Origin of the sequence: Achromobacter sp. F4_2707 (assembly GCF_047501535.1) — a bacterium.
GTDB lineage: Bacteria > Pseudomonadota > Gammaproteobacteria > Burkholderiales > Burkholderiaceae_B > Yanghanlia.
The window spans coordinates 93151-106637 of record NZ_JAZDRJ010000002.1; the positions used below are offsets into that span (position 1 = coordinate 93151).

Genomic DNA, 13487 nt, shown 5'->3' on the forward strand with positions numbered 1-13487 from the left:
CTGCAGTCCAGCCTATTTCACTCAGCAAGCGCATACTCACAACAGCTGTTCCAGCACACCGTCGACACCCTCGCGCCAATCCGGCAGGCGTACACCAAACGCGTGCTGCAAGCGGATAGTAGACAAGCGGGAATTCAGCGGGCGCCGCGCCGGTGATGAGTATTCGTCGGTGCGAATCGGGTGAATGGCCTCTGCCGACACACGCAGCGCCTTGCCCGCGTGGCGGGCTTTTTCCACCACATAGCAGGCATATTCATGCCAGTTGGTTTCACCACCGGCAGCCAAGTGGTACAGGCCGTAAGGGAAGGCCTGCGGCTGCTGTTGGTAGTGGCGCAGCAGCTGAACCGTGACATCCGCCAACAAGGCAGCGGATGTCGGCGCGCCCCACTGGTCGGCCACCACACGAAGCTCGTCTTTTTCCGCTGCAAGGTGCAGCATGGTTTTCAGGAAATTATTGCCATGGCTGCCCACCACCCAACTGGTGCGCAAAATAAGGTGCTGCGGGTTGGCCCGAGCCACCGCCTGTTCGCCCGCCAATTTACTGGCGCCATACTGGTTAAGCGGGTTGGGGGCATCGGCTTCCGTATAGGCACTGCCCACTTTACTGCCGTCGAACACATAGTCGGTTGAATAATGCACAATTAGCGCCCCCAGACGCGCAGCTTCTTCAGCCAGGATGCCCGGGGCCACGGCATTGACTGCCTGTGCCTGTTCAGGTTCTCGCTCGGCTTGATCCACCGCCGTGTAGGCGGCGGCATTCACAATGACATCGGGCTGTGCCGCACGCACCCAGCGACGAATAGCTTCTGCGTCGGAAAGGTCGCATTCACTGGAAGCGGGCGCTACCACCTCGCCCAGCGCGGGCAGCACGCGGAACAGCTCATAACCCAACTGGCCATTTCTGCCGGTCAGCAAGATTTTCATGTCGAAGCACCCATAAAAAACGAAACCCTTTTGCTATATTTTCTTGAGGACAACGGCCAATAACAGGCCCAGGTTGCCCAGCAGTGTTTGCCGGTGCACACCACAACGCCTGACTTCCAGCAAACGCCGGGGCAATGCGCTCTGCCGGGCCCGGGCATAGTCGTACAGAATCTTCCTGTTTTCAGGCGTCAGGCATTCTATGTGCTGTTCCAAGGCCCGGATATTCGTTTCGTTCCAATCTTTCAGCCGCCCTTCAAACAGTTTTCTGACACGCACCATACGGGCAGACCAGCCCACATTCGAGCCGATGAGGTTTTGCCCATGCTGCCGGTACCGCAAGCAAGGGTTGGCGTCGTAAAACACCCGCCCGCCGGCGCCCATAATAATGATGTAGGCCCACCAGTCGTGGGCCACCACTTCGGTACCCACAAACGTTTTTGCAAGCAGGCGGCAAGCCGCTTCGTTAAACACCATGGTGTTGCCGCCGCCAATGTTTTGCATCAAGGCATTGGCAAAGGTCGGCTTCCTGCTGAACAACACCGATAAACCCAGCTCGTTGTTCTCTTCGCTCACCAACTGTGTGCGGCCACAATACAGCGCGGGCACATCGGCCGGCCCCCTACGCAGCCAGGCCACGGCGCGTTCAAGCTTGTCTTCATGCCTGATGTCATCCTGGTCAGACCAAGCGTAGCAATCGGCCCAGCCTTGCGCATAACGGGTTAGCGCCATGAAGTTACCCGCAAACCCCACCGCCGGCCCCTGAATAAGGGTGACCGGATTCACCCGACTACGCTTTTGAAAATCAGAAAGAATGCGAAGGGTGGAATCAGTAGAATGATCATCCGATGCAATCAGAACCAGAGGTTGTACATACAATCACAATCCACATATAGCGAACACATGGCTAGAATAGTTCAGGCCAGCCAAATAAAATAACTTTATTTCTTGCAATCGCAAACCAGCTCGATAGAATAAAACAACAATTTAACAATCAACCCATACCACTTCGAAAATGTCAAAAATCATAGAGAAAATAATTCAAACTATTACCTCTAAACAGAGTTATACATTTTTCTTAAAATTGGGGGGCATTATGGCTAGTGCTGCAGCAATAGCCATAACACAGCTTACTCCCTTCCTTTACGAAAAAGACCTGAGGGCACACGAACTGCAGTTCGCCGTCGAATCAATGATTGAAAAACCTCTTGATGACTCCGATTGCTTGTCGCTAAACCAAGCATACGTTGCAGACTGCAGGCTAGCAAAATACCAAAAAGAAACATTAAACTCGTCCCTGAAATCCTTTATGTCTGCCATAAATTCATTCACCGTTCTAGGATTTACCTTTATTTTTATTGGAATAATTATATATTTTATCTCGCCCTTTATACATGAACGCAAGGCTTGATAAGCACGCCGGGGTAAACCGTCATAACGTGCTTTGTTGCAATTTTCTGATCGCGTTAACCCATGGCGCTGGCGTACCTGAATAATCCTCCACTCCGATGAGGCAAGCCCCCATACGAAGAACACCGTTTAAAAGTGGTGCGCCTGCTCCAAACCGATCCCAGCCAGAACCGGTGCAAACTCGTTAAGCGCCGGTCGCACATATCAACGCTTGTAATGTACCCGCGCTTACAAAATCCGCACCAAAAGACCGGCATTCGCTAACTACTGCGTAGCAGGGCCACCCCCAAGTCGGGTTGATTAATTTAGGGCAGATTTTGCCGCTTTAAACAACAAAATCCTACCTGATTCCTACGCAAGCCTCTCCCTTACTATCGGCCATATAGCCTATTGAGGTATGATCGCGTTCAACCCATGAACACCACTGGCGCTTGCTGACCGTGTCACAGCACGGCGGTAGCGTGCCTGAATGGTACCTCCCCTCCCTATGCAGCAAGACTCCCCTTACGAAGAACACCACCTGAAAGTGCTGCGTCTGCTGGAAGCCGACCCCGGCATGAACCAGCGCGAACTGGCACAAGCCTTGGGCATCAGCCTGGGAAAAACCAACTACTGCATGCGCGCTTTGCTTGGTAAAGGACTGATCAAAATGCAGAACTTCAGGAATAGTGAGAACAAGCTGGCATATGCCTACCTGTTGACACCAGCGGGCATTACAGCCAAGGCTGAACTGACGCGCAACTTCCTGAAGAAAAAAATACACGAATACGAAATACTGAAGCAGGAAATTGAAGAGCTGAAGACCGAAGCCAGCCAGCACCCTCAGGAAGAGCAGCCCAAATGATCAAACAACTCTTCCAGCTTCTCACCCCCGAGCAGCGCAAGCGTTTTTATGGCCTGCAAGTGCTGGTAATACTGATGGCAGTAATGGAGCTCTTTGGAATCGCATCAATCGGCCCCTTTATGGCACTGGTAGCCGAACCCAAGCTGATAGAAACTAACCATACTATTGCCACCATCTACCAATTCAGCGGCTTGCAAAGCACCAACCAGTTCTTATTTGCAACAGGGCTAGGCGTGCTGGTTGCCCTGGGAATGGCTTCGGCAATCTCCATCATCACTACCTGGCGACTATCACTTTTCGCCATGCAAACAGGTACGGAAATTTCCGATCGCCTCTACACCCACTACCTGAACCAAGACTGGCTGTTCCACGCCAGCGGCAGCAGTGCCCAGCTCACCAAGCAGGTGACCACTGAGAGCAGCCGGGTGACGCACAGCATCTTGCAACCTTTGATGCAACTTAATGCCCGCCTAGTGCTGGCTATCCTGATTGGCACCAGCATCTTGCTCTATAGCCCTGTAATCGCGATTACCGGGCTGGCAATATTTATAAGTGGTTATGTGATTATTTACCGCTTGGTTAAAAACCGCCTGCTGATTAACGGAGAGCGCCTTTCAGAGACCAGCACGCTGCGCTTCCGGCTGATGAACGAAGGGTTTGGCGGGATTAGAGATATTCTGCTGCTTAATCGCACCCAAGATTTTATTGACCAGTTCAACGAAAGCGGAAAAACCCAGGCAAGAGCGCAAGCAGTTAACAACACCCTTAGCCAAACCCCGCGCTATTTCATGGAACTTATCGCCTTCGGCGCCATGATAGGCTTGGTACTGGTGCTACTGAAAATGCACGATGGCGTACTGAGCCAAGTCCTTCCTGTACTTGCCGTCTATGCCTTGGCAGGTTTCAAACTCTTGCCTGCCCTGCAACAAATCTACGGCAGCATTACCACCATAAAAGGCAATGCATCAGCCTTCGAAGCGATCAAACCCGACCTTATCGCCAGCCAGAACCAAACCCACCCGCAGCCCAAGCAGGCGCATGAAAATTCAAAACTAAACACCCACGATTACACAGCCATCTGCTTGCAAGGCATAAGCTTTACCTACCCAAATGCAAGCAAACCGGCGTTAGACGACATAAACCTGACCATCCCCCTGAATACCACGGTCGGTTTCGTCGGCGAATCCGGGTCAGGCAAATCTACCGCCATCGATCTGATCCTAGGCCTGATCAAACCGGGCAAAGGTGAACTAAAGCTAGATAACACCCCAATAACAGAAGAAAACAAACAGGCCTGGCAAGCCAATATTGGCTTCGTTCCACAAAGCATTTTTTTAAGCGAAGGCAGCATTGCAGAAAACATCGCATTCGGCATAAAAAAATCAGAAATCAACCTGGAACAGGTGAAACAAGCATTAAAGCTTGCTCACCTAGAAGAACTCGTTAATAGCCTGGCCGATGGCCTTAACACCAAGGTAGGCGAACGCGGAGTCAAGCTTTCTGGAGGCCAGCGTCAGCGCATCGGAATCGCCCGCGCCTTGTACAACAATGCCAGCGTACTTGTCTTCGATGAAGCCACCAGTGCCCTTGACGGGATCACCGAAAAAATTATTATGGATGCCATTCATGAGCTCAGCGGCCAGCGCACCATTATTCTAATTGCACACCGCCTGAAAACTGTAAAACCCTGCAGCCACATTTTCTTAATGGAAAAAGGCAAGCTCGTTGATCAGGGCAGCTACCCAGAGTTAGTCGAAAAAAACTCGAAATTCCAAAAAATGGCTCAATTTGCCTGATTACATAAAGCAACACACAAGAGACGCTTGATGCTAAAAAACTCCACTATCCTCATCACCGGCGGCACCGGCTCATTCGGCAACACCTTTGTTCCCATGACCCTGGCCAAATACAATCCCAAAAAAATAATCATCTTCTCCCGTGATGAGATGAAGCAATGGGACATGGCGAAAAATTACGGAAACGATGATCGCGTGCGTTTCTTCATTGGTGATGTCCGCGACAAAGACCGCCTGTACCGTGCTTTGGATGGTGTGGATTACGTTGTTCACGCGGCGGCAACCAAAATCGTTCCCACCGCAGAGTACAACCCCTTTGAGTGCGTAAAAACCAATGTGATAGGTGCCATGAACTTGATCGATGCCAGCATCGACAAAAAGGTCAAGGGCGTAGTTGCACTCTCGACCGACAAAGCCAGCAGCCCGATCAACCTGTATGGTGCCACCAAACTTACTTCAGACAAACTTTTTGTTGCAGGAAATTCCTATTCAGGCGAGCATGGCACGCGCTTTTCCGTGGTGCGCTACGGCAATGTCATGGGATCCCGCGGTTCGGTAATTCCATTCTTTATGTCGATCAAAGACAACGGCGTACTACCGATTACTGACGAGCGTATGACCCGCTTCATGATCTCTCTGGAGCAAGGTGTTGAACTGGTTTGGCATGCATTTGAAGACATGATTGGCGGAGAAATCTACGTGAAGAAAATCCCGTCGATGAAGGTGACAGACCTTGCCCGGATAATTGCGCCTGAATGCAAACAGGAAATCATCGGCATCCGCCCCGGCGAAAAATTGCATGAACAGATGATCAGTGCCGAAGACTCTTACTACACCTACGAATACCCTGAACATTACAAAATCCTGCCGACTATCAACCACTGGGCCACAGACCCCAAACGAATCAAAGATGGCAAAAAAGTGCCCGAAGACTTTGTCTACGCAAGCGACAACAATAGCGATTGGATGAGCGATGGCGACTTGCAAGCCTGGCTTGAAGAGAACAAAGAGAAGATCGGGAGTATCTAGGCCATGATTCCATACGGCAGACAGGACATTACCCAAGCTGACATTGACGCCGTGGTAAGTGTTCTGCAATCCGACTTCCTTACGCAAGGGCCACAAGTTCCCGCTTTTGAGCAAACGGTTGCTAATCATGTGGGCGCAAAATACGCAGTTGCAGTCAATAGTGCGACTTCGGCCTTGCATATTGCCTGCCTCGCGCTCGGCTTGGAGCAAGGAGACTGGCTCTGGACCTCGCCTATCACCTTTGTCGCATCAGCCAACTGCGGCTTGTATTGTGGTGCGGAGGTGGATTTTGTTGATATTGACCCTCACACTTACAACCTGTGCCCAAAAGCACTGCAAGATAAGTTGGAAATAGCCGAGCGTCAAGGCAAGCTGCCCAAAGTTGTCGTGGCGGTACACCTGTGTGGCCAGCCGTGTGACATGCAGGCCATCCATGCCCTGGCGCAGCGCTATGGCATCAAGGTCATAGAGGACGCCTCCCACGCCATCGGCGGCAAGTACCGGAATGAGTTCATCGGCAACTGCCGCTACAGCGACATCACCGTTTTCAGTTTCCACCCCGTCAAGATCATCACCACCGCCGAAGGCGGCATGGCGCTGACCAACGACGCAGAGTTGGCGAACAGGATGGCGCTGCTGCGCAGCCACGGCATTACTCGTGAACCAGCGCAGATGACCCATGAGGCCGATGGTCCCTGGTACTACCAGCAGATCGATCTGGGCTTCAACTACCGGATGACCGAGCTACAGGCCGCCCTCGGCAACAGTCAGATGGAGCGCCTGGATCAGTTCGTGGCGCGTCGTCACCAGTTGGCCAACCGCTACGACGACTTGCTCGCCGGCCTGCCCGTCACCACCCCCTGGCAGCATCCGGACAGCTACTCCGGTCTGCACCTCTATGTCATCCGCCTGCAGCTGGACAAGATCACCAGGACCCATCGCCAGGTGTTCGAAGCGCTGCGCGAACAGGGCATTGGCGTGAACCTGCATTACATCCCGGTGCATCTTCAGCCGTACTACCAGCGCATGGGCTTCCAGGCCGGAGACTTCCCCGAGGCGGAAAGCTACTACGCCAAAGCCATCAGCTTGCCGATGTTCCAAACCATGACCGAGGCGCAGCAGGATGAGGTCGTCGCAGCCGTGCGCAAGGCAGTAGCAGCATGAAGCTGGCGATCATCCCGGCCCGAGGCGGCAGCAAGCGGATACTCCGCAAGAACATCAAACCGTTCTGCGGCAAGCCGATGATCGCCTGGTCCATCGAAGCCGCCCTGGAAAGTGGCTGTTTCGACCACATCATCGTATCAACGGACGACGACGAGATTGCCGAGGTGGCTCGCCAGTACGGTGCCGAGGTTCCTTTCATGCGGCCGCTGGAGCTGTCCGATGACCATACTGGAACCATTCCGGTGATTCGGCACGCCATCGAGATGATCAACAGCCAGGGGCGAACTGTGGAACAGGCCTGCTGCCTGTACGCCACAGCGCCCTTCATTCGCGCCGAAGATCTGCGACGGGGGCTGGAGATCCTGCAGGGTAGCGGGAGCGATTACGCGTTCTCGGTAACCAGCTATGCCTTCCCCATCCAGCGCGCCCTTCGTCTCACTCGCGAAGGGAGAGTCGAAATGTTCAATCCTGAACACTTCACCACTCGCTCGCAGGACCTGGAGGAGGCCTATCACGATGCTGGTCAGTTCTATTGGGGCCGTGCCGATGCCTGGCTGCAGGGCAAGATGATCTTCAATCCGGCTTCGCTGCCAGTGATGCTGCCCCGTCATCGGGTCCAGGACATCGACACGCCGGAAGACTGGCTGCGAGCCGAATGGTTGTTCAAAGCCATGAAGGCGCAGGGCTGATGAACGTTGTCTTTCGCGCCGACGCATCTATCGAGATAGGCACCGGCCATGTGATGCGCTGCCTGACATTGGCTGATGCGCTTGCTGCACGAGGAGCCAACTGCCAGTTCATAAGCCGTGCACACCTAGGTAACCTGATCGAGTTCGTCCGCAGCCGAGGCTACACCGTACATGCCTTGTCGGAACCGCAAGCATCCGATAAGGCGCTCCTCCTAAACAACGAGACGCAACAGCCCACACATAGCCACTGGCTCGGTGCCACCCAGGCTCAGGATGCCGAAGCCTGCGCGCCCATCCTTGCCGATCTCCAGCCGGATTGGTTGATCCTGGACCATTACGCACTTGATGCCCGCTGGGAGCGTGCGCTCAAGCCCCATTACCGACGGCTGATGGTCATCGATGACCTGGCCGACCGACCGCACGAGTGCAACCTGCTGCTGGATCAGACCTATTCCCGCAAGGCCGAGGACTACCGTGCATGGGTGCCAGCCAGCTGCGCCCTTCTGTGCGGCTCGCAATACGCCCTGCTGCGCCCGGAATTTGCCGCACTGCGCCCCTACAGCCTGCAACGCCGCGCCGAAACGCAATTACGCCAGTTGCTGATCACCATGGGCGGCGTCGACAAGGACAACGCCACTGGCCAGGTACTTGAGGCACTGCGTTCCTGCCCACTCCCGGCAGACTGCCGAATCACCGTAGTCATGGGCGCAACCGCGCCCTGGCTGGCCGAAGTAGAACGGGTGGCACACGACATGCCGTGGTCGACGCAAGTAGAGGTTGGGGTAAAAGACATGGCGCAACTTATGGCTGATAGTGACCTGGCGATAGGGGCGGCGGGGGCGACTTCCTGGGAGCGTTGCTGTCTTGGACTCCCAACCATAATGTTGGTGCTGGCAGACAATCAACGCGCTATCGCGCAAGCCCTGTATTACAGCGGAGCGGCACAGCTGGTTGATGGCAAAGAATTAGAGAGGCAACCGTTAATCTCTCCTCAACTTATCGAGTCTCGAAAACTTTCCTCAATGACTACGGCAGCACTAGCTGTTACCGATGGACTAGGGGCAGTGCGAGTCATCGAAAACCTTACCAACAAGGCTAAATATGAGAATTAGTCTGCTGTGTAGCGACGAGCAGCACCCCGTGAACGAGTATCTGCATAGCTGGATTGCGAAACAGAAAAACGCTCATGAGATCGAGATCGTTCGGAAAAAAAGCGACCTTTCTGGCGGCGATATTCTGTTTCTGATTTCCTGCTCCGAGATTGTAAGCGCCGCTGATCGCTCGGCCTACCGCGCCAGCCTCGTGCTGCATGCAAGTGACCTTCCCAAAGGCCGAGGCTGGAGCCCGTACATTTGGGAGATCATCGGGGGCGCGGAGGAAATCACCCTCAGTCTTCTGGAGGCCGAAGACAAGGTCGACAGTGGCCGCATCTGGCAGAAGGTCCGATTTGCAATTCCCAAGGACGCGCTTTGGGATGAGATAAATAAGTGTCTGTTCGGCGCCGAAATTGAGCTCATCGATTTTGCAGTGCGGGAGTTCAGCAGCATCATGCCTGTGGAGCAAGACATTAGTATCGAGCCTACGTATTACCCGCGTCGCTCACCCTCCGACAGTCAAATCGACCCGTCAAAAAGTATCGCTAGTCAATTCGACAGGATTCGGGTCTGTGATCCGCAGCGCTTTCCCGCGTTCTTCGAGCTGCACGGCAAGAAATACAAAATTGTACTGGAGAAGTTCAATGGTTAACCGCATCAACATCGATGGCCGTGATATTGGTGACGGCTGCGCTCCTTACATCATCGCCGAAATGTCCGCCAACCATAACGGTGATCTCAAGGCAGCTCTGCGCATCATTGAGGAAGCCAAGCGTGCAGGGGCTGATGCGATAAAGATCCAGACCTATCGCCCCGATACCATTACATTGAAATCTGACTTGCCTGATTTCCAAATTACTGACGGTTTGTGGGCTGGTAGAACGCTCTATGACCTGTACGAGTGGGCGCATACCCCCTGGGAATGGCACAAGCCGCTGTTCGAGCATGCGCGTAAGAACGAAATCACGATCTTCAGCTCGCCCTTCGACAACACTGCCGTCGACCTGCTTGAAGACCTCAACGCCCCTGCCTACAAGATTGCCTCCTTCGAGGCTGTTGACTTGCCATTGATCAAATACGTGGCCAGCACTGGCAAGCCGATGATTATTTCCACCGGCATGGCTGATGCTGAAGAAATCCAAGAAGCCGTCGAAGCTGCACGCGAAGGCGGTTGTAAAGAGTTGGCGATTCTTCATTGCGTTAGCGGTTACCCAGCGCCGGCGGAGGATTACAACCTGCGAACCATACCGGACATGATTCAGCGCTTTGGACTGGTTACTGGGCTTTCCGACCATACATTGGACAACACCACCGCTATCGCCAGCGTGGTGCTCGGCGCTTCAATCATCGAAAAGCATTTCACGCTCGACCGTAGTGGCGGTGGGCCGGACGACAGTTTCTCGCTGGAGCCGGCAGAGCTTGCGGCCCTGTGTCGCGACAGCAAAACTGCTTGGGCCGCACTAGGTGAGATAAGTTACGCTCGTAAATCGAGCGAGCAGAGCAACGCCCAATTCCGCCGCTCTTTGTACTTTGTGAAAGATATGAAGGCTGGAGATGTGATTACCGAGGATTGCGTTCGGAGTGTTCGGCCAGGATATGGGTTGGCACCGAAGTATTTGGATGAAGTGATTGGAAAAGTGGTTGGATGTGAGGTTAGCGCCAACACGCCCGTTACTAGAGAGGCGTTGAACATCTCCCCGACCGACTGAAACATTTGCATTAGACACTTAAGCTGAAAAGTACTGCTGGCTCATTAGGTCATGTAGGATTTATTAAGAAAAACGAGCCTTGACCACTTAACATAGAAATGTTTAAAATAAAATCAAAAATAAAAAAGCTACGCCATATAAACATAAAAGACACTAGCAAAAAAATAAAAAAATGTGATGTTTTATTATTTTGCCATGACGCAGACAGGGGAGTTGATTTAAATGGGAAAGCCTACTCACCCTTAATAGATTCATTTAGAGAAGAGCTAGAGAAGTTAGGTTACGTGTGCCAGACGATAGCACACCCCTGGTCGAAATTAGGTGCTGCCGAAGCCTTTGGAAGCCCCATATTATGCAATTTCAGTTTCTTATTATCACTAATATATAAAAAAATAGGAATAAGCAAAAATTCTACTATTAATTTTTATAAAAAGATTTTTGAAAAATCCAGCCCTAATATCATTATCACCATCGGATGCAACGACATTTTATGTGAAGCAGCATGGGATTTAGGTATTTTTCATGTTGAATTACTTCATGGAATAGGATACAACCCTATACCTTGGAACTGGGACAAAAAAAATAAAAAAAACTTACCTCGAGCAATACTATCACTAGACACAGTATCAACAAAGACTTTTAGCGCGCTCGAGAAAAAAGGCGTAAAAATAATTGAAATAGAACACCCATTTCTTAAAAGATTCAATAAAGAAAACGCAAAATCTTTACCAGAAGAATGGAAGCCCCCGCTATCAAATAAAAATTACGAAAAAGAAATACTTATTTCTTTGCAATGGGGTTACGCATCCGGCATAGACGCTAAAGATGGTTTTGATAGTAAACTAGAAAACGGCTTATTTCACAAAGAAATTGAAGATGTAATATCCTTATCTCATGAAACAGTATATTGGCGTTTTAGATTTCATCCCGTTCAATACAGACAACCAGAAAAATATAAAAAACTATTCAATTTCATGGATAATTTCATTAAAAAGCACCCAAACTGTGACTGGGAAGAATCAACCCACAAACCTTTACCATCCATTCTCTCTCAGTGCACTGGGCATATCACAATGTGCTCTATGGTTAGCTATGAGGCTGCATACATGGGAATTCAAACATTGGCGCTCTCCTCTATATTAAAAAAAGGAAGGAAATATGAAAACTATTTCACCGATCTCGAACAATCAGGTTACTTAGAAAAAAAAGAAGCCACTTTCGAAGACATAAGAAATTGGGTAAATTCAGTTCAAAAAAAAGAACCCTTCTTACAATCCTCAAACACCAAAACTATAGAGCAGGCCATAAAAATTATGTTTGAAAAATCACAACACAAACCACTCAACAAAAAATTATGAAACTTTCGCATTATGTCGCACTATAAATAAAAAAATAGTCAACATCTACAATAGCGTTCAAAATAGAGCAGGAATGACCTGTCCGGGAATTTCCTACCAGTAAGAACCCCCCGCTGTCAGAATAGTTGGAACCTCTACAGATGTTAGAGTTTGAATCTCCAACCTGGGGCAGAGAGCACACTCCCATGAAGTATTCCCCTGAGCGCCGTGAAGCCATCCTGGCCAAACTGGAAGCGCCATACAACCGAACGGTCAATGATCTCGCTGCCGAAGAAGGTATTTCGGCGGCCACGATATACAACTGGCGTAAGCAAGCCCGTAATACAGGTCGTTTGCTGCCCAATGCGTCTTCCACGACCGAAGGCTGGAGCTCCCAGCAGAAGTTCAATGCGGTGCTGGAAACCGCTGCTCTGACTGAAGAGGAGTTAGCCGAATACTGCCGCCGCCGTGGTTTATATCCTGAGCAGATTCGACGCTGGCGCGCCAGTTGTGAACAGGCCAATGACCGGTCAGACCAAGTGGCTGCACGGCAATCGGAAACGACCAAGGCCGAACGCAAACGGATTCGGGAGCTAGAGCGAGAGCTGCGCCGCAAAGACGCTGCCTTGGCTGAAACAGCAGCCTTGCTGGCGCTACGAAAAAAAGTCCAGGCGATCTGGGGGGACGAGGAAAAATGACCAATGCCACAGATCGCCGTCGAATTGTGGAGTGGGTCAACGAAGCCAGAGCGGCCGGCGCACGCCTGCGTCGTGTCTGTGGTGAACTGGGGATCGGCCTGAACGTGAGCAATGCGGTCACCGACCGCTGGTCCTGCACGGCGATAACGGCTCGGCGATGAAGGGTTCGACCATCCATGCCAAGCTTGAAGAGCTGGGCGTCACGCCATCGCACAGTCGTGCCCGCGTCTCCAACGATAACGCTTACTCTGAATCCCTGTTCCGTACCTGTAAATACCACCCCGCATTCCCTGTCACCGGCTTTACCGACCTGACCGACACCCGCAAATGGGTGGGGCAATTCGTGCATTGGTACAACGAGCAGCATCGCCATAGCGAAATCCGTTACGTCACGCCCGCTCAGCGACACGCTGGCCAAGATCACGCCATTCTTGCCAGGCGCCATGCACTCTATCAGGTCGCTCGCGCTCAGCATCCTGCTCGCTGGTCGGGCAATACGCGAAACTGGCAGCCCGTAGGTAGCGTCTGGCTTAATCCTGAAAAAGAAACGACGGTTGTCCATGTTCACAGTGAGTTAGAGGCAGCATGACGCATGTTCCAACTACCTTGACAGACACCCCGCGTCATTGGCGACTAGATACGCTTTTATAACCACCGACGCCCACATCAGGCGTTGAATATGAAACTTCCAGCTGACGCCTTTCTATTAGCTGCTGGATCATTAGAAAATAATCTTTGTCAGGTTGACCATAGTGAACGACCTTATTTTTGCTGATATCAAATATATCGAAAAGGT

The 13487-nt window shown here is 51.8% G+C and carries 11 protein-coding genes and 1 pseudogene; 10 read left to right on the forward strand and 2 right to left on the reverse strand.

The features are described 5' to 3' along the window. Positions 1–36 precede the first annotated feature (36 nt). Both rfbD and VRY85_RS02450 read right to left on the reverse strand, forming a co-directional pair. Positions 37–924, reverse strand: coding sequence for a dTDP-4-dehydrorhamnose reductase (gene rfbD, locus VRY85_RS02445; RefSeq protein WP_414597013.1), 888 nt, complete (start codon positions 922–924; stop codon positions 37–39). Positions 925–957: 33 nt separating this feature from the next. Continuing rightward, a complete protein-coding gene (locus VRY85_RS02450; protein WP_414597014.1) occupies positions 958–1800 on the reverse strand; it encodes a glycosyltransferase in 843 nt (280 codons plus the stop codon). A gap of 1000 nt (positions 1801–2800) precedes the next feature. Between VRY85_RS02450 and VRY85_RS02455 the strand changes: the two genes are divergently transcribed. From VRY85_RS02455 to VRY85_RS02500, 10 genes and pseudogenes are all read left to right on the forward strand, one after another. After that, entirely contained in the window at positions 2801–3175 is a 375-nt protein-coding gene (locus VRY85_RS02455) for a MarR family EPS-associated transcriptional regulator (RefSeq protein WP_414597015.1), read from the forward strand. Further along, positions 3172–4971, forward strand: a complete 1800-nt coding sequence (locus VRY85_RS02460) for an ABC transporter ATP-binding protein (protein ID WP_414597016.1) — start codon at positions 3172–3174, stop codon at positions 4969–4971. Before VRY85_RS02455 ends, VRY85_RS02460 begins: the two co-directional genes overlap by 4 nt. 30 nt (positions 4972–5001) lie before the next feature. Next, the gene (pseB, locus tag VRY85_RS02465; protein WP_414597017.1) at positions 5002–6000 is read left to right on the forward strand and encodes a UDP-N-acetylglucosamine 4,6-dehydratase (inverting); all 999 of its coding nucleotides are present in this window, start codon (positions 5002–5004) and stop codon (positions 5998–6000) included. Positions 6001–6003: 3 nt separating this feature from the next. Next, positions 6004–7164, forward strand: a complete 1161-nt coding sequence (pseC, locus tag VRY85_RS02470) for a UDP-4-amino-4,6-dideoxy-N-acetyl-beta-L-altrosamine transaminase (RefSeq protein WP_414597018.1) — start codon at positions 6004–6006, stop codon at positions 7162–7164. Beyond that, the gene (gene pseF / locus VRY85_RS02475) at positions 7161–7853 is read left to right on the forward strand and encodes a pseudaminic acid cytidylyltransferase (protein ID WP_414597019.1); all 693 of its coding nucleotides are present in this window, start codon (positions 7161–7163) and stop codon (positions 7851–7853) included. The genes pseC and pseF overlap by 4 nt, the downstream gene beginning before the upstream one ends. After that, positions 7853–8965: a UDP-2,4-diacetamido-2,4,6-trideoxy-beta-L-altropyranose hydrolase gene (gene pseG / locus VRY85_RS02480; RefSeq protein ID WP_414597020.1), complete on the forward strand. Its 1113-nt coding sequence runs from the start codon at positions 7853–7855 to the stop codon at positions 8963–8965. Before pseF ends, pseG begins: the two co-directional genes overlap by 1 nt. A 28-nt stretch (positions 8966–8993) precedes the next feature. After that, complete coding sequence (locus tag VRY85_RS02485; RefSeq protein WP_414597021.1) at positions 8994–9599, forward strand: hypothetical protein; 606 nt, start codon at positions 8994–8996, stop codon at positions 9597–9599. After that, positions 9592–10656 carry a pseudaminic acid synthase gene (pseI, locus tag VRY85_RS02490; protein ID WP_414597022.1) on the forward strand — a complete coding sequence of 355 codons (1065 nt, stop codon included), beginning with the start codon at positions 9592–9594 and terminating at the stop codon, positions 10654–10656. The genes VRY85_RS02485 and pseI overlap by 8 nt, the downstream gene beginning before the upstream one ends. Before the next feature lie 98 nt (positions 10657–10754). Continuing rightward, entirely contained in the window at positions 10755–12014 is a 1260-nt protein-coding gene (locus tag VRY85_RS02495; protein WP_414597023.1) for a hypothetical protein, read from the forward strand. A gap of 185 nt (positions 12015–12199) precedes the next feature. Continuing rightward, positions 12200–13280, forward strand: a pseudogene (locus VRY85_RS02500) (transposase). Positions 13281–13487 lie beyond the last annotated feature (207 nt).

Coding starts and splice junctions, on each gene's coding strand:
- rfbD (WP_414597013.1), bottom strand. CDS start 924: ATGAAAATCTTGCTGACCGGCAGAAATGGCCAGTTGGGTTATGAGCTG.
- VRY85_RS02455 (WP_414597015.1), top strand. CDS start 2,801: ATGGTACCTCCCCTCCCTATGCAGCAAGACTCCCCTTACGAAGAACAC.
- VRY85_RS02460 (WP_414597016.1), top strand. CDS start 3,172: ATGATCAAACAACTCTTCCAGCTTCTCACCCCCGAGCAGCGCAAGCGT.
- pseB (WP_414597017.1), top strand. CDS start 5,002: ATGCTAAAAAACTCCACTATCCTCATCACCGGCGGCACCGGCTCATTC.
- pseC (WP_414597018.1), top strand. CDS start 6,004: ATGATTCCATACGGCAGACAGGACATTACCCAAGCTGACATTGACGCC.
- pseF (WP_414597019.1), top strand. CDS start 7,161: ATGAAGCTGGCGATCATCCCGGCCCGAGGCGGCAGCAAGCGGATACTC.
- pseG (WP_414597020.1), top strand. CDS start 7,853: ATGAACGTTGTCTTTCGCGCCGACGCATCTATCGAGATAGGCACCGGC.
- pseI (WP_414597022.1), top strand. CDS start 9,592: ATGGTTAACCGCATCAACATCGATGGCCGTGATATTGGTGACGGCTGC.
- VRY85_RS02495 (WP_414597023.1), top strand. CDS start 10,755: ATGTTTAAAATAAAATCAAAAATAAAAAAGCTACGCCATATAAACATA.